The organism is Bacteroides sp. A1C1, assembly GCF_004328515.1.
Lineage (GTDB): Bacteria > Bacteroidota > Bacteroidia > Bacteroidales > Bacteroidaceae > Bacteroides > Bacteroides uniformis.
In genome coordinates this window covers 803609-827340 of record NZ_CP036491.1, presented here as the reverse complement: position 1 = coordinate 827340, position 23732 = coordinate 803609, and the positions used below count along the sequence as shown (strand labels likewise).

Annotated in this window: 13 protein-coding genes; 6 read left to right on the top strand and 7 right to left on the bottom strand. The window is 45.3% G+C overall.

The features are described 5' to 3' along the window. Positions 1-43: 43 nt before the first annotated feature. The 4 genes from EYA81_RS03685 to EYA81_RS03665 all read right to left on the bottom strand — a co-directional run bounded on the left by EYA81_RS03685 (position 44) and on the right by EYA81_RS03665 (position 4840). A complete protein-coding gene (locus tag EYA81_RS03685; RefSeq protein ID WP_131225374.1) occupies positions 44-2458 on the bottom strand; it encodes a glycoside hydrolase family 9 protein in 2415 nt (804 codons plus the stop codon). Between the two features lie 5 nt (positions 2459-2463). Beyond that, complete coding sequence (locus tag EYA81_RS03680; RefSeq protein WP_008665229.1) at positions 2464-3393, bottom strand: ThuA domain-containing protein; 930 nt, start codon at positions 3391-3393, stop codon at positions 2464-2466. Beyond that, positions 3390-3884: a hypothetical protein gene (locus EYA81_RS03675; RefSeq protein ID WP_008665232.1), complete on the bottom strand. Its 495-nt coding sequence runs from the start codon at positions 3882-3884 to the stop codon at positions 3390-3392. The genes EYA81_RS03680 and EYA81_RS03675 overlap by 4 nt, the downstream gene beginning before the upstream one ends. A gap of 377 nt (positions 3885-4261) precedes the next feature. Then, a complete protein-coding gene (locus EYA81_RS03665; protein ID WP_022401932.1) occupies positions 4262-4840 on the bottom strand; it encodes an RNA polymerase sigma-70 factor in 579 nt (192 codons plus the stop codon). A 137-nt stretch (positions 4841-4977) separates the two neighbouring features. Here EYA81_RS03665 and EYA81_RS03660 point away from each other — a divergent pair, with 137 nt between their 5' ends. The 6 genes from EYA81_RS03660 to EYA81_RS03635 all read left to right on the top strand — a co-directional run bounded on the left by EYA81_RS03660 (position 4978) and on the right by EYA81_RS03635 (position 18492). Then, on the top strand, positions 4978-5991 hold the full coding sequence (locus EYA81_RS03660) for a FecR family protein (protein WP_035449015.1): 1014 nt from the start codon (positions 4978-4980) through the stop codon (positions 5989-5991). Between the two features lie 235 nt (positions 5992-6226). Then, positions 6227-9628 carry a TonB-dependent receptor gene (locus EYA81_RS03655; protein WP_022401934.1) on the top strand — a complete coding sequence of 1134 codons (3402 nt, stop codon included), beginning with the start codon at positions 6227-6229 and terminating at the stop codon, positions 9626-9628. A 12-nt stretch (positions 9629-9640) separates the two neighbouring features. Then, positions 9641-11632, top strand: coding sequence for a RagB/SusD family nutrient uptake outer membrane protein (locus EYA81_RS03650; protein ID WP_008665241.1), 1992 nt, complete (start codon positions 9641-9643; stop codon positions 11630-11632). Positions 11633-11657: 25 nt separating this feature from the next. Then, complete coding sequence (locus tag EYA81_RS03645) at positions 11658-12374, top strand: DUF3823 domain-containing protein (protein WP_005831972.1); 717 nt, start codon at positions 11658-11660, stop codon at positions 12372-12374. A 71-nt stretch (positions 12375-12445) separates the two neighbouring features. After that, positions 12446-15460 (top strand): glycosyl hydrolase family 28-related protein, encoded by a 3015-nt coding sequence (locus EYA81_RS03640; protein WP_034529551.1) that lies wholly within the window; start codon positions 12446-12448, stop codon positions 15458-15460. Between the two features lie 29 nt (positions 15461-15489). Then, complete coding sequence (locus EYA81_RS03635; protein WP_130081329.1) at positions 15490-18492, top strand: glycosyl hydrolase family 28-related protein; 3003 nt, start codon at positions 15490-15492, stop codon at positions 18490-18492. 106 nt (positions 18493-18598) lie between these two features. Here the strand turns inward: EYA81_RS03635 and EYA81_RS03630 are convergent, their stop codons facing one another. From EYA81_RS03630 to secA, 3 genes are all read right to left on the bottom strand, one after another. Beyond that, positions 18599-19045: a hypothetical protein gene (locus EYA81_RS03630; protein ID WP_016272898.1), complete on the bottom strand. Its 447-nt coding sequence runs from the start codon at positions 19043-19045 to the stop codon at positions 18599-18601. 66 nt (positions 19046-19111) lie between these two features. After that, a complete protein-coding gene (locus EYA81_RS03625) occupies positions 19112-20212 on the bottom strand; it encodes a DUF6340 family protein (protein WP_131225373.1) in 1101 nt (366 codons plus the stop codon). 170 nt (positions 20213-20382) lie between these two features. After that, on the bottom strand, positions 20383-23718 hold the full coding sequence (secA, locus tag EYA81_RS03620; RefSeq protein WP_117964191.1) for a preprotein translocase subunit SecA: 3336 nt from the start codon (positions 23716-23718) through the stop codon (positions 20383-20385). Positions 23719-23732 lie beyond the last annotated feature (14 nt).

Here is a 23732-nt window from a genome sequence, read left to right as displayed (position 1 = left end):
AACCTTCAACTCCGGAGCTTTTTTTAGCGGTATAATGAACTGTTTATTTGAACAGTTCTGCTACGCACCACATTAGGTGTGCGGTGGTGTGTGTCCAGATTTCCTTGTAAGTGCAGTTGTTTTGCATCGGGAAGTAGGGCTCGTCCTCATTTTCGAATGTTTCGATTCCTACGGGTACAGCTCCCACCACATCTCCGGCATAGGCTCCGTAAAGTGGCGGGTAGTCATATCCGTCTCCATAAACGGTACTCATGGCAAAAGGGTTGTAGCCCAATATATACTCTATCTGGCGGGTTGCAATATCCCTTAACGCTTTGTCGTTGAATAGGCGTGCAAGAATAAAGGCTGCTTTGGCTTTACCCATGACAACAGCGTGGAATCCCCTGAACTGGTAGGCAACGGGGAAACGGCGCAGGTAGAAATTCTTTGAGAGAGGGATACCGTTGCGCACTTGTGCATTGTATTCTTCCAGACTGGGAAGCCCTACCTGCTCGCCTTCATGGTACAGATTCTTATAATCGGTATTATCCACCTCGTATACGGCGCTTGGCAGTATGCCATACGGCTCAATCAGTTGTGAAACCCCGCGTAGATAGTCTGCATAGGCTTCACAAGATGCCTGCCACAACGGGGCGTCCGGATGGGTGGGGGCATCTGTCAGTAGCATCGAGAGTCCTTCGGCCATCAAGTGCTCTTGGCTTTGGTGATAATAGGCCAGAATACGCTTTTTCCGGGAAGATTCATAGAAGAAACCTCGCAGGGGGATTTTCCAGTCGGTACGCTTTTCCAACTGTTGGCCTGCCATGACGGTACGTGCCAGCCGGGTTGCCCAGTCCAGATAGTAAACATCTTGTGTAAGGCGGTACAAACGCATGGCTGTGACGGTGGAAAGGGCATAAAGTTCGGTTTCGTTCTGTTCCGTCCTTTGTGTATCCAGCAGGTCGATGGCGAATTGGAAATCCTCAATGGCACTGTTCCGGCACCACCGTGCAAATACCGGGTCTTTCTTTTCAAAATGAGGGGCGGCGAGTGCGCAACTGGAAGCGGCTTTCAGATTGTCCGTAGGTGTATTTCGTGCTTCTGTCTGCATGTCGTCTTTGTCACCACGGATATTCTTTGTCCAAATGCCGATAATCAGTCCGCCCAGTCGGTAGCCGTCACCGAAGCGGGTACGCAGAATCCAGTTCACTCCCCAGCGTGCCTCTTCCAGCAGGCGTTCGTAGAAGATACTGTCTTTGCCTTGTACGGCACCGGCCATTTCGAGGAGGGCGATGCACGATTCGGCTGTATTTCCCGTTCCTTGAGTCAGGTCGGCTGCATCGTGCCATCCTCCGGCAATGCTCATGCTCCGTCCGTCGGGATGATAGGCGAATACATCCTGATGGCATTCCTGATGAATGCCGGGCTGGTCGAAACCGCAACGTTCGGAAAAGAAGAAGTTCAGCGTGTGCCAGGCGGTAGACAGGTAGGCATCATTTCCGATGGGGAAAGGCTTTGATTGTACATCACCGATGGAGAGGAAGTATTGTCCGGGCGTATTGAAACTGCTGAAGTCCAGTACAAGAAATCCTTTGTCCAGCTTCTTGTCCTGATTCAGAGGACTGGCCGTACCTTGATAAACGGTTTGTCCCGTGGCGGCATCGTGCAGGCTGAAAGCCCTTTCCGGCATGTGCTGCACCAAAGCCTGCTTGCGTGCTCCCGGCTTGTATCCGCTGTGGCAGTAGGCCATTGCGTCTTTTCGCAGGTCGAATCCCCGGCTGTTTTCCGCTTCTACCTTTTCGATGCGCATGTCGTCTATGTATAGGCTCATGTGTTCGCTGGCTCCTGCAGGAGCACCTGCCAGCATGATGTTTACCGAAAAGCCGGTGACACTGTCACGGTATAGGTCCGGTATCTCCCATATGATGTGCTGCCATTTGTTGGGATAGACAGTCTCGAAGTGTTGTCCTTCAAAGCGTCCGGGAGTCGGCATGATTTTCTCTCCTTCATTGTATAGGGTGAATCCGGCAAAGGTCAGATAAACGCCCGGTGCATCCACATATACCCAAACGGAAAAGCGGTTGTATTCCCGCAAGTCTTCCCGGTCGAGGGGACGGATAATCTCCGGGGTGGCGTAATTCCGGTTTGTTGGATTCTTCTTGCCCAGGGAGGCAGGAGTGTCCAGACGGACACTTCCTTTGCCTGAGACAGTGACTTTACGGTCCACATGTATGGTTCCGGGTCCGGTGTGGCGCAGAGCGCCGAAATCTTCGGCCAGGGGGAGTACCCTGCTTTTCAATACCTTTTTCTTTTCCCACCGCGTCAGTCCGGCGTGTGCGGGATTAGCTTTCATTATGCGGTGCACATGATTGCTTTGCTGTAATTGTTTCTCCAGTTCCGTATCGGGTTTCCACGGAGCTTGTGCTTGTGCCTGCATGCAGCAGCATGCCAGCAGCAGTGTTCGGATGATGTATTTCATGGTATTCAGTGTTTGGTTTCAGGGTAAGCATGAAAAGGAGCCTTGAACTCCGGACGTAATGTATAAGTATCCTTCAGTGGGAAATCTGTGGGAACTTCTTGGGTGACGGCACCGGTGGCAGCCCATTCGCATCCCCGGAGTAAAGTCACCTGGAAACCGGTGCAGCGCATGGAGTAAGTCATGTTCGGGTCGTTGCCGCAGTGCCCCAGGAGGTCGACGAATATGCGCCCTTTCCCGTAGCTTACTGTCCACATCAACGGTTCATGCCGTCCGCGTTCGTAGGCGGTGGCCAATATTTCCATGTTTCTTACCGGACCGCGTAGGCGGGTATATATCTCGTCCTTGAAGTGTTTCCATTGAGGAGGCAATCCTTGCAGGATAGGATGATGGGGGGCGCGGTGTTCTATGACGGTTTCGTGCTGCAAGCCGTGGTAGCCGGCATACCCCAGAGAGTAGTCGTAGACGTATTGTCCGTCTTTCCAGTACAGATACGGACCGTCCTTTTCGTTTCGTCCGTCCCAGGCTCCCATGCCTATTATCTCGTTGTATTCTTTCCAGTCGGCCATCGGGACGACGGAAGAATGTATCACTACCACACCGCCTCCATCGGCAACGTATTTCTCGAAATTCTTGCGTACGGGCTCTGTCCATGTAGCTCCGCCGTAGTTGATGACGATTAAATCATATTGGTGGAAATCGGGTTTGAAGGTGGCGATGTCTCCACCAAAGTCGGGTGTAAAGGCAAAGTCCACTTTGAACATTCCGCTGTTTTCCAATATCTGCTTCATGGCTTCGCAGGCGCCTTGCCAGTAATGGCTGCCGTCCTGCCCGGCTATCATCATGGTTTTGATTACTTTCTTTTGCTGTGCGTGTGTGTGCGAGGCAGCTCCTATATAAATAAGGAGTACCAGGATAAGTGTCAGTCTTGTTTTCATTTTCCGGAAGATTTAAAGTTTTTGCCAGTAGGGTTCCATTCTATACGGTCGTAGCAGCGTGTGGTGCGCAGATTGTAACCTTGTTCGTCTACGCTGAACTTTCCGTCTTTGAAGTAGGATATGTAGAGCTCGGAGATGCCGTCCTTGTTGCGGTCTTCTACAAGGAGATTGTACTTGTCGGTGACATAAATCTCGTCGGAAATGTATTGTATTTCTTTGGTATAGTTGTCTACGATTGCATAGTAGGCCTTGAAAAGGTCGAAAGTGGGGTAGTGCCCGTTGTCACGTCCGAAAAGCATTACTTCTTCAAGGGCATCGTCCCCGTCCATATTGGCAAATACGGATTGCTGAAAGGAAAATCCCGGTTTTTGTACTTGTGGAGGGATATTGTCCCATCCTTCCTGATGGGCTGTCACTGAAAATTGCGCTTGTGCATGGATGACGTACACCAGCGCCGACAATAGGATAATCAGTTTTCTCATTGCGTGCATTTTGAGGTTATGATAATAATAGGGTTACTTCTTGCTTATATGACCGGTGGCCCGGAGTTTTCCCTAACTTTTTTTAGAATAATTAATGAACACGGGATGTATAGGGACTTAGTGCCTCTCCCATCAGGACTGAACCGGTCTGACCCGTATACTGAGAGGTCATAACATCCGCATCCTTTCCATTAAAACACCCGGATGTTTTTGGGTAATACACCCGGATGTTTTTGGGTAATACATCCGGGTGTTTTGGGTGAAAACATCCCCATGTATTTGGGTAAAACATCCGGATGTTTTGACCTCTCAGTTCTATACTCTTTAGGGCTAAGTCCCGGTGTGTAGCCGACAAGGTATAGGGGACGTTCCGCTTATGTATGGTCTTAATGCGAGGTGAGCAGGTGCATCAATATCAGTGGCAGATAATCTTTCAGCTTGACCCTTAAAATCTTCAAAGCCTGCTGGATGCGGTAGTCTACCGTTTTTGGGGAAACGTTGAGTAGTTCGGCAGCTTCCTTGTAACTCAGATTCTGGAAACGATGCATGATGAAAGCTTCCCTATAAGTAGGCGGCAGTTCGTTGATGGCCCTTTGTATATGCTTGCTTAATTCGTTGATTTGATAGATATCCACCTCCTGCAGCATGGCGAACATTCGTTCATAGTAAGCGGTGTCTGCCCGTTGCTTCACTTCATTTTGGGCAATCCGGGTCATGCAACGATGGTAGACAGCCTTGAACAGATATTGCTTGAGCGAATATTCGATAACGGGTCTTTCGCGGTTTTCCCAAAGCCATAGCATGACGTCCTGAACAATCTCTTCTGCATCTTCCAGCCGGACAAAACGATAGCAGTAGGTGCAGAGCACAGAATAGTACTTTTGAAATAACACATCAAAAGCACTTCTATCTCCTTTTTGTATGGCGGATAATAAAGATGTATCTTCTAATGGTATGTTTCTCATAGGGTGGGGGTTCATTATTGTTGGGCAAAAATAGCTTTTTTTCCCATTATAATCTAAGTATATAAAATATTTTTAGCTTTTTGTTTAGGAGTTCTTTTCACCCGTTTGTCTTTAGATTAAAGCTAGCAATAAAAATTATGGTAAAAAGAGAGGGAATGGAGGACCTGCTTCTCAGGTATTATGAAGGAGAGACAACGGAAGATGAAACTGCTCTGGTAGAGGAGTGGCTGGAAGCATCGGAAGAGAACCGCAGGACAGCCCGCCAGGTTCAGACACTCGGCCTGGCGGCGGACATGGCGCAGATTTCATCCAGGCTGGATGTAAAGAAGGCCTTGAAGGATGTACATCGTAAGATGAAACAGAAAAAGGTCAATAGGTATCAGGTATTATTTAGAGGGATGCAACGGGCGGCCGCCATTTTATTCATCCCTTTGATGGTATCGTGGTCTATCCTTTATTGGGACAAGGATAAAGAAGAGATACATATGATGGAAGTCAGGACAAATCCGGGAATGACTACTTCTGTCGAATTGCCGGATGGAACGGAAGTCGTTCTGAACTCGTCGTCGTCGTTGCGCTATCCTTCCCGGTTTGCCGATGATAAAAGGGAAGTGAAGTTGGTGGGTGAAGCATTCTTTTCTGTCGCAAAAGATGAAAAGAAGTTCATTGTCGGCACGCTGAACAATTCCAAGATAGTGGTACATGGAACGGAGTTCAACGTAGAGGCTTACAAAGGGAGCAGGACGGTACAGACCACTTTGGTTTCGGGTAAAGTCAGTTTCTCCTATGTGAATAACGGCAGGAGGAATAATGTAATGATGATGCCGGGGCAAAAGGTTATTTATGATATAGTGCGGGAAAAGGTCGTTGTGAAAGAAGTCAATGTAGACGTGGAAACATGTTGGAAGGACGGACGTTTGATTTTCAGGAACACTCCGTTTGAAGATATATTGAAGAGTTTGAGCAAAAGATATAATGTGGAATTCATTCTGAAAAAGGCTTCATTGAAGCAGAATTCCTTTACGGCTACATTTACCAAACAACGTTTGGAGCGAATATTGGAGCACTTCCGAATATCCTCGAATATTCATTTCAAGTTTGTTGAAGATGGTGATGTGGATGCCGAGAGACAGGTAATAGAAGTTTATTAACCCTTTAAAAAGTAGTATGATGAAACACAAGTCCGTTTAGAAAAACATGCAGGAAAATGTTGGCGCATTTTCCTGCATGAAACACAGTAACTTTTAAATATCTGTTTGGCGACAGATAAAGTAACTTTATTTTTTCACTAGAAATCAATACAAAATTATGAAAAAACACTATTGTATCCAATCATTTAGGGCAAAAAGTGTCCTGATGAGATGCATGAAAAAAATTCCTCTTGCTATGAGATGCACATTATTTATGTTGTTTTGTTTGGTTGGTATGACTTTTGCCAATGAAGGTTATGCTCAAAAGACAATGGTAAACATTGCTCTTGAGAACAAGACTGTTGATGAAGTACTGACGGAGCTGGAACAAGGTACCGAATTTGTTTTCTTCTACAACAACAAGCAGATTGACGTTAAGCGCCGTGTATCGGTCCGGGCAAATAACAAAACCATATTCAAGGTTCTGAACGATGTATTCAAAGGAACCAATATAGGCTATAAGATATTGGACCGTAATATAATCCTTTATGATAAAGCTGTAGGAGCTGATGGGGTACAGATGGCTTTGCAGGCTGCGACGGTGAAAGGTTCTGTGGTCGATGCAACCGGTGAACCGGTGATTGGTGCCAGTATCTTGGTGCAGGGAACTACCAACGGTGTCATAACAGACATTGACGGTAATTTCATTCTGACCAATGTGGGCTCTGATGCTACTCTTATAATAAGCTATGTAGGTTATAAGACACAAAACATAAAGGTTGCAGGCCGAAATTCGTTCAAGATAGTTTTGGTAGAAGATGCTGAGATATTGGATGAAGTGGTTGTTGTAGGATATGGTGTACAGAAGAAAGAATCACTGACCGGTGCCATTGCAGCCATTGGTGCTGATGAAATAGCTACGACCAAGACCGAGAATCTGATTAGCAATATTCAAGGTAAGATGCCGGGACTATTGATTCGTCAGAAAACCGGAGAGCCGGGAACTTTCGACAATATGGTGAGCATTCGCGGTTATGGTGACCCGTTGGTGGTAATTGATGGTATCACACGTGAAGGTACTGAAGAACTTGCACAGCTGAATTCTGAGGATATAGAAAGTATCTCTATTTTGAAAGATGCTTCTGCCGCTATTTATGGTATGAATGCGGCTAATGGCGTAATCATTGTTACTACCAAAAAAGGTGTGGCCGAAAAGACCAGAGTATCTTACTCGGCATTGTTCGGTATGAAGAATGCCACGGGTATGGAAGAAACGGTAGATGCTTATACTTATCGCATGTTGGCCAATGAAAGGGCACGTAATGACCAGGCTGCCCCTGAATACACTGACGATATTCTGGAACTGTATAGAACCGGGGCTAAGGGTTATACAGACAATAACTGGATTGACATGTTTATGAATAAACTGGCGTTCCAGCAATCGCATACTGTTTCTGTGAGAGGCGGAACGGATAAGGTGAAATATTATGTGAGCTTCGGCTATAATGGCGATAATGGTTTGCTGAAGAGTGGTATCCAATACTATCATAGATATAATCTGAGAAGTAACCTGACTGCAGAGCTTACGAAAGGGCTGAAACTGAATGTGAATCTGTCCGGGCGTTGGGATGAAACCCAAAGGCCGAGAGAGGATTTTATGTGGACTTTTAAGACTTTGATGGTTAATGACCGTGGTATCGGTACTCATACGATTAATAATCCCAATCATTTGTCTGCAATCGGTCCTGAAAACAAGAATCCTTTTGCGTTGGTTGATCCGGATATAGACGGTTATCGCAAGAACAGAGGCCTGACGTATTCTGCCGATGTGGAATTGAATTGGCAAGTTCCTTTTGTAAAAGGGTTGGCATTGAGTCTTTTGGGGTCATTTGACGGTAACAATCGTAACAACTCTTCTTTAAATCGTTCTTATCCGTTGTATGATTATTATACAGATGCGCCTGCCGGTACGGGAGGTAGTACTGATGCTTATTCCAATACGATGAGAATATATCAGAAGATTTATGGCAGGTTGCAGGCTAATTATATGCGTTCTTTCAATCAGCACAATTTGAATGTGACAGCTGTGGCAGAGTTGAACAGTACACGACGCGATGAATTATCCGGTTCCCGGCAATATTCAGAGTTGTTTACTAATGATATTTTGAATCAGGCAAGTCCGGGTACAGCTACCAATTCAGGGTATCGTAGTTTTGGCCGTTTGGCAGCCTATCTGATGCGTGCGAACTATGATTATGCCGGTAAATACTTGTTGGAAGTAGTAGGGCGTTATGATGGTTCTTATCGTTATGCTCCTTCTAAGCGTTGGACGTTCTTCCCGTCGGTAAGTGCCGGATGGCGACTTTCGGAAGAAAGTTTCATCAAGGACAATTTGCCGTTTATTACTAATTTGAAAATCAGGGGTTCTTTTGGACAAAGTGGATATGATGCCGGTGATCCTTTCCAATATGTATCTGCTTATAATTCGGCTTCTAATGGTTATGTTTTTGATGGTGCCAGCCAGATTATGGGTATGGTAGCTCCTGGTGTAGTGACTGACCGGCTTTCTTGGGTTACATCTTCTATTTCCAATGTAGGTCTGGATTTTGACTTATGGAACGGTAAGTTGAGTGGTACTATCGAGTGGTTCAATCGTAAGAATGAAGGCATTTTGGCCGACCGTGCACAATCTGCTCCTGATACATTTGGTGCAAGTTTCCCGAAGGAAAATCTGAATTCTAACCGGAACCGGGGTTTTGAGATTGAATTGGGACACAGAGGACAAATCGGTAAGGACTTCTCATATTCAGTAAGTGCTAATTTTACGTATGCCCGTGAAAGAAGTCTGCATGTGGAACATGCAGAATATACCAGTTCTATGGATAGATGGCTGAATGGAAAGGAAAACCGTAACAGTAATGTGATGTGGTTGTATAAATACGATGGCCAATATACTTCTTTGGAACAGTATGAAACGGCTCCTTTGATTGGTGGGAACTTGGGTAACTCTAAGATGCTTCCGGGTAGTTACAGATTGCTTGACCTGAATGGTGATGGTAGAATTAACAGCAGTGACCGTGTTCCGGAGTTTTGGGCAACCGGTGCAAATCCTCCTATCCAGTATGGGTTGACTTTGGCGGCTTCTTATAAGAATTTTGATCTCAATATGCTGTTTCAAGGAGCTTCCGGTTATTCCATCGGATATGCCAATGATGATGTTTGGGGATATGGTGGCAAGACAAATAAATCTTATTTAATTGCGAAATATGTAGATCGTTGGCATCCTGCAAATATAACAGATGATCCGTATAATCCTGCCACACAATGGGTAGCCGGCTATTATCCGGCATTACGCCACAATTTCTCCAATACTTCGGATAATGGTAGTAGATGGAATTATGGTATTTCCGTTTGGCTTCCGCAAGCTACTTATCTCCGTTTGAAGAGTATGGAGATCGGTTACAATCTGCCAAAATCATTTATGAAAAGAATCGGGTTGAACAGTGCCCGTATCTTTGTCAATGGTTCAAATCTGCTTACGTTCTGTAACAAGGCTTTGAAGGATGCTGACCCCGAACGTGAGGAAAGGGATTGGGGAGCCAACCTGGCATATCCGTTGATGAGAACTTATAACTTTGGGTTAAACATAAACTTTTAATTCTGAAATACCATGAAAAAAAATATTTTATCGATATTCTCGTTATGTGCATTGATGGGATTGTCCGGTTGTAATGCCTTCTTGGAACTTGAACCGCTAGATAAAGTGTCTCCCGATCAGTTATTGGAGACAGAAGGTGGTGTAAAGGCACTATTGGCAAACATATATACCATGATTCCTATGGAAGATTTTAATTATCGTCCGAACGCTGGTTTTAATCAACGCGGTTATGATGGTGTGAATGAAACTACTAATTTAGCATTTCTTACCGACGAAGCTACCCGTAGTGACGGAGGAGTGGATATAGGTTACGAAGGATTCAATTATTGGCCCTATGGAGATATTCGTCAGGTGAATATTTTTATGCAGAATGTAGAAAAAGCCAAAGAAGCAGGAACAATTTCTGTTGCAGATGCGGATCGTATGACTGGTGAAGCCCATTTTGCACGTGCTTATATGTATTATGGGCTTGTAAAAAGATATGGAGGCGTTCCTCTGATTGACAAAGTGCAGGACGATGATTATGCCGATGGTGGACCGGGCGCTGTGGCAGTTCCCCGCAGTACAGAGTTGGATACTTGGAAATTTGTATTGAATGAGTGCACCCTTGCTGCTGCTACTTTGCCCGATGCGACTTCTGGTTCGGATTTGTATCGCGTAACCAAGTGGGCAGCTTATGCGTTGAAGTCAAGAGTTGCACTTCATGCAGCTTCTGTAGCCAAGTATTGGAATCTGGCACCTTTGGCTGGTGAGGCTGTCACTCAGAAACTGGTGGGTGGAATGACTTCTGCCGATGCCGATGCATTCTATAAAGAATGTATTGAAGCATCTAAGTTCCTTATAGAGAATTCCGGTAAATCTCTTTATAAGCCTGCTCCGGCTACTGTTAAGGAGGCTGCATCAAACTTCCAGGCCTTGTTCCTGAATGACCAGAATGAAGAGGTCATTTTCAGTAAAGCGTATCTTAATGGAACAACCAATACTAATCAGGGACATAGCTATGCTCAGTTTAATATCCTTCCTCAAGTCAATCCGGGCGCTCTGAAATATGGACGTTTCAATCCGATGTTGGAAATCGTTGATTTGTTTGAAGATTATACGGATGACGGCACGGGAAAAAGTGCAAAGATTGTAACTCGTACGGATGGGAATGAAGATGCTTATATCCCTAATTTCCATAATATGAATAATGCTTCTGTAGTGAACACCTTGATGTCAGTACCTTTTGTTAAATATAACGATTTGTATGAACCGTTTGCCAACAAGGATGCACGTCTGTTGGCAAGTGTGGTTGTGCCGGGTTCATCTTATGCCGGCACTGAGATTATTATCCAGGGCGGATTTATTAAGGACAATAATAGCTATGTGGCTTATTCAAACGAGTCTACTCAGAAAAATGGAACAACATATTATGCTTTAGGAGCCGAAGGTGAAACCATGTTCTCTGGATTTAATAATGTGAACAGTGGTGAGGATGCTAATTGGACTGCTACAGGTTTTGGAGTTCGTAAGTATATGCCCGAGGGCGAGAGCATGTCTCCCGACCGTCTTTCGTCCACTACCTCTTATATTGATATGCGTTTGGCAGAAGTCTACCTGAATTATGCTGAGGCTGTTGTGGAAAATGGTAGTGGATTTGGCGATAAGGAATTGGCTGAGAACTATTTGAATGCTTTGCGACGTAGAGCCGGACATACCGACCGGATATCTTTGACATTAGAGAGTGTTTTGAAGGAACGTCGTGTGGAGATGGCGTTTGAAGGAAAGCGTTTTTGGGATATGAATCGTCGTAGGGAATTCCATACTGAGTTCAGCAATAATAGAATTCGTAAAGCTTTGGTGCCGATGCTTGACTTGCGTGGTGCAGAGCCTAAATATGTCTTTGCAAGGGTGAACTACTTTGGTGACGAAACAAGAGGAGGGCGTACTTTCCAGAACATCAACTACTATAGGGGCATACCTAATATTGCCACGAATGGTTTAGTTCAGAATCCAGGTCATTAATTTGAATAATATTAAGTAGAAAGTTATGAAAAAGATATTGTTATTTGTGTCATGCTTCTTATTTGCATTGACATCTTGTGAAATTGATAATTATGAGGGACCGGATGCTTCCATACATGGTTCTATCCTTGACGAACAGACAGGTGAACTTGTAGGTTCTGATATGGAAAACGGTAATGCAATTAAAGTGAGGGAGCATGGATTTACTAATGCTACGGATCAAACCTGGTATATCACAAATACCGGAGAATATCGTAACAATATGGTTTTTGCTGCCACTTATGATGTTCGTTTTGAAAATGGGAATTTTTATCCATTTGAAGTGAAGGATTTTGTTGTTAAGTCAGGGGATAATGTGTATGATTTCAAGGTTATTCCTTATATTCGCGTCAAAAGTCCAAAAGTAGAAAAGAATGGCAATGTAATTACTGCTACATTCTCGTTGGAAGCTGGTAAACAAGAAGTGAAATTGAAAGAGATTCAGTTGTTTGCTTTTTCAGATATGTGGGTAGGTAACAATGTGAAATTGACGTTGAATGGAGGGACTGATAAGCAAGTGTTTAGTCCGAGTACTGCTATAAATAGCGCTGATATTTATACATTGTCCATCGATCTGGGACAAAATGCTGATGTCTTGAAATACAGCAAGAATTATTATTTCCGTATTGGCGCTCTGGCTGATGTTTCGGGTGTGGGCACTGTACGGCATAATTATGCGCCGGTAGTAGTTATAAAATTGTAATTTATAGCAGAGGGAGACGTTCTGCTTGACGGCAGAACGTCTTTTTTTATCCATACATTAAAAATAAGACCATGAAGAAATTGAACACGATTATTTTAATTTTGCTGGGGATGATATGTACTCAGTTGTATGCTGTACAATTGAATTCGATTTATCCTCTAAAACCCAATGACTCCGAAGCTTTTTATTTCACTCCCGAGAACTATCCTATAAAGGCGGATGGAAAGATGGATGTATCGGATGCTTTGCAGGCAGCGATTAATCAAGTGAAGAAAGAAAAGAATTTCGGAATCCTTTTTATCCCTGAAGGTAAATATAAAATCAGCAAGACCATTTATATTCCTACGGCTATTCGTTTGATTGGCTATGGAAAGAATCGCCCGGAATTTATTCTGGCTAAGAATTCTCCGGGTTTTCAAGAGGAAGTAGCTGATGATAAAGGAAAAGCTAAATACATGTTCTGGTTTACGGGAGCCGTTGTCAAGGAAGGTGAGAAACCCCGTGATGCCGGTGCCAGTACGTTCTACAGTGCCATGTCGAATATCAACTTGCGCATAGAAGATGGTAATCCGCATGCAGTGGCGCTACGCACACACTTTGCCCAACACAGTTTTATCAGTTATGTGGCCGTATACATAGGTAAAGGCAAGGCTGGTCTGTTCGATGTGGGCAATGAGTTGGAAAACGTTGCTTTTTACGGGGGAGATTATGGCATTTATACGACAAAAGCCTCTCCCGGATGGCCGGTAATGATGGTCGACTCTTATTTTGAGGGACAACGTGTAGCTGCTCTTCGTTGTCAGGAGTCCGGTTTGGCAATGGTGAATCTGTATGCCAAGAATGTTCCGGCTGTATTTGATATTGACCCTAATTATTGCGACAAGTTATTTTTGGAAAACAGCTATTTTGAAAATGTAAGTGGTCCGGCAGTGGTGATTACCAACGAGAACAACAGCAACAATCAGATAACCTTTCGCAATGTATATTGTAAGAATGTACCGACCTTGGCGAAATATACCCGTAGCAATACGGCCACCCATGTTGCTCATAAAATCTATAAGGTAAAGTCATACGACCACGGCTTGCAGATGGATAACATGGTGGATATGCCGGAATATGAAACGTTGGTTGATATTGAACCGATACAGAAGATGCCGGTTGCCCAACTGATGGACATCCCTGCACTGCCTGCAATGGCAACATGGGTAAATCTGCGCGAATTCGGTGCAAAGGGAGATGGGGAAACGGATGATACGAAGGCCATCCAGGAGGCTATTGACAAGTACGATAATATCTATGTGCCCCAGGGCTGGTATCGCATTACCGAAACTTTGAAGATGAAGCCCGATACCAAGTTGATAGGCCTGCATCCTTTTGGCACTCAGTTCCGGCTAGATGAAAGTACTGCTGCATTCAGTGGTTTTGGCGGTCCGAAAGCGATGGTGGAATCTTCGGAAGGCGGTGCAAATATGCTGATGGGCATTGGTATCAATACCGGCGGTTATAACTATCGTGCTGTAGGTGTGAAGTGGATGGCAAATGCAGATTCTTATATGAATGACGTGAAGTTTGTAGGCGGGCATGGCGGTTTATGGAAACCTAAACCGGGTGTTGAGGAACCACGTGGCCGGTGGAACAGACCGGCTCGTATCAGTTCTCCCGATAATCCGGTAGCGGCTTCGGGCATGGATCTTGCTTGGGACAACCAGTATTGGAGTCTGTGGGTGACCAACAACGGTGGTGGCACCTTTAAAGATATCTGGACAGCAAGCACATATGCCACCAATGGTTTCTATGCCAACAATACTTCTACTCCGGGGCGTATCTATGCCATGTCCATCGAGCATCATGTAAGAAATGAAGTACGTTTCAGCAAGGTGTCCAACTGGAAGGTGTATTGCATGCAAACCGAGGAAGAGAGCCGCGAAAGTACCGATTGCCAACCGATAGAGATGGACGACTGCAAAGATGTGACCTTTGCAAACTTGTATATGTTCCGCGTTATCCGTGTCAATGAACCGTATCACAGTTCTGTACGTATCCGCAATTGCGAGAACATCGCATTTCTGAACCTGCATAACTATTCTCAGATTAAATATACGAATAACATTGCAGTGTTCGATGTCAACAAAGACATTGACATCCGCCCGTGGGAACTTTCTCGCTTGATTGTAACCGGAAAAGAACCTCATCAGCAATCGTTAGGCAATGAAATAGGTAAGGTGAACCAATTGGCTTCCGATTTGGAATTTGCCGAAGGCATTGCGCGCGACAGTAAAGGTAACATTTACTTCTGCGACCATCGGATGCGTCGTATCTTTAAGTGGTCGGTAGAGACAAACAGCTTGTCGCTGCTGGCAGATTTCCCGTGGAAACCCTCCAACCTGGCTTTTGATTCAGAAGATAATCTATTGGTATTGTTCAGATATGATGCGCAGCCGGGATATCTGATTAATGGTAAGCCGGAGGAAATGCCGGTAATGCCTGATACAAAAGGTACTTCTTTCAGCGGATATGGTAATTCCGCATATACAATGAGAGTCTACTCCATTGACCCGGAAAATCCGGAAGAGACCATCAAACTGTTGCCGCGTGTTCCGATGGGTCAAGTGAAGAACGTGTATAAGGCTCTTTATCCTTCTAACCGTTGGAGAGACTTCCACGATTTCAATGCGGTGTCGGTCTATGTTCCTGAAATGTGCTTCCTGGCACCGGATGGAAAAACTATCATTCCTCATTATTTCGACTTGTCACGTAGTTCTTCCCTGCTGGAAGCCTATCCGGGAAAGCCTTTCTATACATCTGATGAATATGACCGCAGAATGGTGAAGATGGATGTGGCCAATGACGGCACGCTCTCCAACTTGAGCTATTTTGTGGAGCAGGGCGAATTTGGTTCTGCTGTAGATAAGGAAGGGAACTTGTATGTGGCTGACGGAGAAATATATGTATTTGATAAGGATGGCAAGAAGAAAGGGATGATTCGTGTTCCCGAACGTCCGTCCACATTACAGTTTGGCGGTAAGGATGGCAATACATTGTTTGTCACAGGCCGTTCCAAGTTCTTTGGTGTACGTATTAAATAAGGAAAATCCATATTAAAACAATCTGTGTAATGAGAAATTATCAAATAATGAGATACCTGCTGATAGTCTGTTGGATTATCGGTAGTATGTCGTTCGGGTGGGCGGCAGAGGGTGGTTCGGCCTATACGCAAAGGCCGGACGATCCGGAAGCATTCTACTTTACCCCGGAGAATTACGGCTTCAAGGCTGATGGAAAGTCTGACGTGACCGATGCGCTTCAAAAGGCAATCAATCAGGTGAAGCGCGAAAAGAATTTTGGGATACTGTTTCTGCCGGAAGGAAATTATCGCATTAGCAAGACGATTCAAATTCCCTCATCCATCCGGCTGATTGGTTATGGAAAGAAACGGCCGGTGATTTATTTGGGAGCCGATACACCCGGTTTCCAGACTACTCAAAATTATATGATATGGTTTACGGGAGGGCTGGCACAAGAGGGCAGGAAGCCTTCGGATGCCGGTGCAGGTACTTTCTATAGTGCGGTGTCCAATGTGGATTTCCGTATAGACAAAGGTAATCCTCAAGCCGTCGCCATTCGTGCGCATTTTGCCCAGCATGGATTTATCAATCATTGCGACATTCGGATTGGTTCGGGGAAAGCCGGCATGTATGATGTTGGCAATGAACTGGAAGACGTCAGGTTCTATGGCGGTGAATATGGGATAATTTCCTCCAGGACTTCTCCGGGGTGGCCTATGATGATGGTCGATACTTACTTTGAGGGGCAGAGAAAGGCGGCTGTCTATTCAAAAGAGGTGGGGTTTGCCATCGTCAATATGCATGTGAAGAATACGCCCGTTGCCTTTGAAATGGCAGAAAATCTGGCAGACCGCCTTCATGTGGAGAATTCGTTGTGGGAGAATGTTTCGGAAGCCGGTGTCAGGGTAAGCGTAGAGGGAAATACTTTTTCGCAATTGAATCTGGTGAATGTGGATTGCAGGAATGTTCCCGTACTGGTGGGCTATGCTCAAAGTGGAAAGAAAGTTGCCGGAAAAGCAAAAATGTACAGAGTCAAGGAGTTTACTTACGGTCTGGTGTATCAGGATTTGAATGATGCTTCTTCTTTCAGGGAAATATGTGAAATAGAGCCGGTGGCAAAACTGCCGGTTACACTTGGCAAGGACCTTCCGGTTCTTCCGGCAGTGGAGACATGGGTCAATATCCGCGACTTAGGGGCAAAAGGTGATGGCGAGACTGATGATACGGAAGCTTTTGAGAAAGCTGTCTCTTTGCATAAAAACATCTATGTGCCCCAGGGTTGGTATCGTCTGACGAGAACGTTGAAGCTGTCTCCCGGTACTAAGCTGATTGGGCTGCATCCTTTTGGGACTCAATTTCTGTTGAAGGAAAGCGAGCCTGCATTCAGTGGTTTCGGCATGCCTGTGCCTTTGGTTGAATCTTCCGAAGGCGGCGACGACATGCTGAATGGCATAGGTATTAATACCGGTGCGTATAATTACCGTGCTGTTGGCTGTAAATGGATGGCGGGTGAGCGCTCGTACTTGAATGATGTGAAGTTTGTAGGTGGGCACGGTACCTTGCGCAAACCTGCTCCGAATGCTTCCGGACAGTCGTCTTACCGCAGGGGCGAGCGTCGGATTAGTTCCCCGTCTTCTCCGGTCATGGAAACCGGTAAGGATATGGCTTGGGACAACCAGTATTGGAGTTTGTGGATTACAAACAATGGCGGCGGGACAATTAAGGATGTTTGGACAGCCAGTACGTATGCTGCCAGTGGGCTTTATATTAGCGAAACGAAGACTCCGGGACGTATTTATGCCATGTCTTTGGAGCATCATGTCCGTACTGAAGCCCGTTTCCATAATGTGGCCAACTGGAAAATTTATGCTTTCCAGTTTGAGGAAGAAGGTCGTGAAGGGCCTGATTGTTATATGGCAGAAATGTCCAATTGTCAAAATATCGAAATGGTAAATGTGTGGATGTATCGCGTTATCCGTGCCTTTATGCCGAAGAGGATAGGTTTCCGCATATGGGATTGCAAGAATATCACTTTCCGTAATATGCACAATTATACGCAGATATTGCCAGTCATAGAGTTTCCTATATATGATATGAATAAGAAGTTGCCCGTTTATTCGTGGGACTTTGCCCGTCTCACTGTTTCGGGTAGCGAGAAGAACCTTCGCCCTTCCTGCACGGTCATGGACAAGCCAGTGAAGCTGGCTACCGGTTTTGAACTAGCCTCCGGAGCTACTACCGACAGTAAAGGAAATATCTACTTCTGTGAAAACCGTCTGAAGAAAATCTATAAATGGTCGGCAGACACGGAGCAGATTACTTTGATAGCCGATTATCCCTGGAAGCCTTTTACATTGACTACTGATACGCAAGACAATCTGCTGGTTATTTTCCGCTATGACCCTCAGCCGGGTTATCTGGTGAACGGCAAGCAGGAAACGGTAGTGCGCTTGCCGGATGATAATCCGATGTACAGTGGTTGGGGTAACAGTGGCTGGAGTGCTTGGGGGTATTCTTTTAATCCGGATAACGTGGATGCTACGATGAAGCCTATGCCACGTGTCGTTACAGCCGGTATGAAGAATATACAGAAAGTCATTCACCCTTCCAGTCGTTGGAGAGGTGACTTTGACAAGGTGGTTGCCAGTATGCCTGAGTATAGTTTTGTCGCTCCGGATGGCGTGACAATTATTCCGGATACCTATGATTTGGGACGTTCTTGTGCTTTGACTGTTACAGTTCCCGGTCAGTCAGAACCGGTTTATATTGTAAATGAGATGAATAAAACGACAGTACAACTTTCCGTTGGTGGGGATGGCCGTTTGACAGAACAAGGAATAATATGTCCTTATGGCCAATACAGTAATGTGACCGATGCTGACGGAAATGTCTATGTTGCTGATGGTGAAATATTTGTCTATGACAAATATGGTAAAGAGCAGAGACGTATTCAGATAGAAGAACGCCCGATTTCCTTGGCAATTGGTGGAAGGCAGAAGGATATGCTTTTTGTTACCACCTCAAGTTCTTTCTATGGAATTAAGATACGTTAGGTATTGTATAGGTAAAAAAGAATTAGCCCCTGCGGTCGTTTTATATCGCAGGGGCTAATTTATTATAAGAAGGTCTCTTTTCCTTATAGGCTGATTGTTTGGAATATTATTTTTCCAGCAGCTCTTTCAGAAAAGAATCCAGTTCCTCATCCAATCCTTTCAGTAGCTCTTCATTGACCAATAGAGTATCATCATCCATCAGCAACAGTTCTGCTATTGTTTCTTTATCATCATCCACCAGTACAAAAGAGAATGGTTTCAGGATAGTCAGCTTGTCGAACTTTCCTTCATTTTTCATGTTGCAGAGCAGTGAGGACAAGATACGCTCTACATTTTCGTAGAAATCATCCCCCTCGTATGTCATCCATTCTTCAATGGAAGTATTGGCAAGCTCTTCATCTTCATCATCAAAGATAGACAGTTCGCCCGAATTCTGATTCGGTTGCAGATGAATGTCTGTAACGATAGTCTGTTCGCAACCGCAGGTGTATTTGCCGATTGCTTTTTTAAGAGTGTCCTCCAAGAGTGCTAATGACGATTGACTGAGCTTCATAATAACTTTCTTTTCTTAATGGTTGTTCAAAGGTATAAAAAAAACGGTTATCTCTGCATCATTTGACTAAAAATCATCATCAAATCTGTTCATTTGCATGTTCAGGCGTGCCATTCCCTCTTTTCGTTTCTCCAATTCGTCTACATACATGCTGATAAAGATATAATAGGAGATGGTTCCATCATGTATTTCGCCTGTCTCTTTTTTGTCTGTCTTGCTTTTCTCACGGGCAAGGGTTTGCGCTTTTAATGCCCATTCCAAGGCAGTATCTATGCTGTCTTGCATTTCGTAGCCCAAAGCGGTGTTATAGGCTGCATACATTTTCTGTTTTCCTTTTTTTGTTTCGTAGGTCTGCTTCCAGAGCTCTACTGCTTTACTCCAATTTTCTTCTTTGGCATATACGGCTGCGTCACGCATATTTACAGAACCACCACTGAAGAGATAGCGGTTACTGGTTTTCCAATAGGGGAGTAGATGTCTTACCGGAACCGTTCCTGCAAATTCAGATGCTTGCTTCACCATGTCTTCTTCGCTGATGAGGCGGGAACGTACTGACGCTTCACCATTTCCTGCCTCTTCCCAGAAAATACTGTCATTGCTGTTGACGGTTACCATAGGACCTTTGCGGTTAGGTAAATATATTCTGACGGTAGGATATACCTTTACATCCACTGTGCCGAGGAACACACCCCAGTCGGGCATATAACTTATCTTGCGATTGGAACGCATTTGTATGTTTTCCAGGGCTATCAGGAAATCTACGTCCAAATTCTGTGTAAGTTCCAGTACTTCATCCCTCGATAATGTGCTTTCGCGGGGATTGATGTCTTTACTCCGGAGGGCAGAGTCGCATATCACAACCTCTTCAAAGTAGTTTTCGTTGGCAAGGGCCTCTGCAAGGGATTCGGTTGTTATTGCGGCGTCTCCATTGTAGTAGTTGGTGAGGCGTGCCACCTCATTCTCACTTTTTTTCTGTTCTTCCTCACTGATGATGAGTTTGTTGTCCGGTACGTTTGGCATGTTGTTGACAACAGCCACACGTTTCAATGTTGCCGGGAAACTGACTTCTGCCGGAAGCATGTAATCAATGGACAGTTGTTCTACACTCTGGCAGCTGCCTAACAGCAGAGAACCCATCAATAACAGACAATAGTGATATTTGGTCATAGTCTTTGGTTTTGTTCTTTGGAGCAAAAGTACTCTTTTAGCTGAATATTCAAAAGCTGGAACGAATAAAAAATGTGATAATGTGGCAGGAGAAAAAGTGATAGGGTGATAAAAGATACCTGACGGTATCATCTTATCACCCTATCGCTTTATCATTTTATAGCTTTGATTTATGCATTCCTTCCGTGGCAGTTTTTGTATTTCTTACCGCTTCCGCAAGGACAAGGATCATTGCGTCCTACGGTCTTCTCGGCACGGATAGGTTCGCGTCTTGGTTGTTCACGTGTATCTTGTGCCGCAGCGGCCTGCTGGTTCGGGTCATTCAAATCAACCTTCTGTTCGCGATACTTGCTCATATCCTGGCGTTGTTCCGGAGCAGCCTGGCGCACCTCTACTTGGCGGGGAGCCTGGGGAGCCTCAGGGGCTTCAGCCGGAGCCTCTTGTACCGGGATTTGTCCACGCATCAGGATAGAGATGGTCTGGTTATTGATTTTGTTGACCATTGCATCAAACAAGTTCACAGATTCCAGCTTGTAAATCAGTAGCGGGTCTTTCTGCTCGTAACTTGCATTCTGCACGGAGTGTTTCAGCTCGTCCAGCTCGCGCAGGTTTTCTTTCCATGCTTCGTCGATAACATGCAGCAAGATGGATTTCTCGAATGACTTCACCACCTCCTTACATTCTGTCTCGTAAGCTTTCTTCAGGTTGCAGGAGATGTTGTACATACGTTTTCCGTCTGTGATGGGGATAAGTATGTTTTCGTACATGTGTCCCTGCATTTCGTATACTTGCTTGATGACCGGATAGGCTATCTGTGCCATACGTTCTGTCTTGCGTTTGAAGAGTTCCATGGCAGCGTCAAAAGTTCTGTCTGCCAGTTTTTCTTTCTTCTCATTACGGAATTCCTCTTCGGTGAAAGGTACTTCCATGGCAAGCGTCTGGAGCACATCCATCTTGCAGTTTTCATAGTCGGGTGCTTCGACGGCGTTGGCACAACGGTCCCAAATCATGTTCACGATATCCATACCGATACGTTCGCCCATCAAAGCGTGGCGGCGTTTGGTGTAGACTACTGTACGTTGCTTGTTCATCACGTCGTCATATTCCAACAGACGCTTACGGATGCCGAAGTTGTTTTCCTCAACTTTCTTTTGCGCACGTTCAATGGATTTGGAAATCATGCCGTGTTCAATCATTTCACCTTCTTTGAAACCCAGTTTGTCCATTACACTGGCAATGCGGTCACTGGAGAACAAACGCATCAGGTCATCTTCCAAAGATACGAAGAATACAGAAGAACCCGGGTCGCCTTGACGTCCTGCACGACCACGTAACTGACGGTCCACACGGCGTGATTCGTGGCGTTCTGTACCGATGATGGCAAGACCGCCTGCAGCTTTCACTTCCGGACTCAACTTGATGTCGGTACCACGACCGGCCATATTGGTAGCAATGGTTACAGCACATTTCAAACCGGCAGTAGCCACAATATCCGCTTCTTTCTGATGCAGTTTGGCATTCAATACACTATGTTCAATCTTACGCATGGTGAGCATTTTGCTCAACATTTCAGAGATTTCAACAGAAGTGGTACCCACCAGTACGGGGCGTCCTGCTGCCACCATTTTTTCTATCTCTTCGATGACTGCTTTATATTTTTCACGTTTTGTCTTGTAAACGCGGTCGTTCATGTCGTTACGGGCAATGGGGCGGTTGGTCGGAATAACCACTACATCCAGTTTGTAGATGTCCCACAACTCGCCGGCTTCTGTTTCTGCCGTACCGGTCATACCGGATAGTTTGTGGTACATACGGAAATAGTTCTGTAATGTAATGGTGGCAAAAGTCTGGGTGGCAGCTTCTACTTTCACGCCTTCTTTGGCTTCGATGGCTTGGTGCAAACCGTCAGAATAACGACGTCCTTCCATAATACGTCCCGTCTGCTCATCCACAATCTTCACTTGGCCGTCGATTACCACATATTCGTCATCTTTCTCGAACATGGTGTATGCCTTCAACAGTTGGTTGATGGTATGCACACGTTCGCTTTTGATGGCATAGTTGGTCATCAGGGCATCCTTCTTTTCAAGGCGCTGTTCGTCTGTCAGCTCTGTTTCGTTTTCCAAGGCAGAGAGTTGCGCTGTGATATCGGGGAGTACGAAGAAAGTGGGGTCCTCTACATTGCTACTAATCAAGTCTACGCCCTTGTCTGTCAAATCCACGCTGTTCATTTTCTCTTCGATAACGAAGTACAGCGGGTCAGTCACCTCGTGCATGCGCTTGTTGTTCTGCTCCATGTAGATTTCTTCGGTCTTCAGCATACCGGCCTTGATGCCTTGTTCGCTGAGGAACTTGATGAGTGCCTTGTTCTTGGGCAGGCACTTGTGACTGCGGTACAAAGCGAGGAAGCCTTCTTCCTGGTCTTTCTTATCGTTCGATGCAATCAGGCGCTTGGCATCGGCCAGGTATTGGGTAGCCAGTTTTTTCTGAGCTTCTACCAGACGTTCTACTTGTGGGCGGAGCTGTTCGAAGAGTTGGTCATCGCCTTTGGGAACCGGTCCGGAGATAATCAGCGGAGTACGGGCATCATCAATCAATACTGAGTCCACCTCATCGACAATGGCATAATTATGTTGGCGTTGTACCAGGTCTTTGGGGCTGATAGCCATGTTGTCACGCAGGTAGTCGAAACCGAATTCATTGTTTGTACCGAACGTGATATCTGCCAGATAAGCTTTGCGACGGGCATCAGAGTTGGGCTGGTGCTTGTCGATGCAATCTACACTCAAACCGTGGAACATGTAAAGAGGACCCATCCATTCGGAGTCACGTTTTGCCAGATAGTCGTTCACTGTTACCACGTGCACGCCGTTACCAGTCAGGGCATTGAGGAATACCGGTAGGGTAGCTACCAATGTCTTACCTTCACCGGTTGCCATTTCGGCAATCTTACCTTTATGTAGAACCACACCACCGAATAGCTGTACATCATAATGTACCATGTTCCATACAGTATCGTTACCACCTGCTATCCAATGGTTCTGGTAGATGGCTTTATCGCCTTCGATGCGTACAAAGTCTTTAGTGGCAGCCAGTTGGCGGTCAAAATCGGTAGCTGTAACCACTATTTCTTCATTTTCAGAGAATCGTTTGGCTGTTTCCTTTACAATAGAGAAAGCGGTGGGTAATACTTCGTCCAGCGCTTTTTCATAAATCTCCAATATCTCTTTCTCGATTTTGTCGATTTGGTTGAAGAGGTCTTCGCGTTTTTCCAGTTCGGTATCTTCAACGCTGGCTTTCAGTTCTTCCACTTTGGCGCGTTGTTCGGCTGCCGAATCGTGGATGTAGGCTTTCAGTTCTTCTGTCTTGGCGCGTAGGGCGTCGTTGTCGAGTTTGGCTACTTCCGGGTAAGCGGCTTTGATTTTCTCCACCCACGGTTGTATCTCTTTCATGTCGCGTGTGGATTTGTTGCCGAAAATCGAGCTTAAAAATTCATTAAATCCCATTATATATTTGTTTT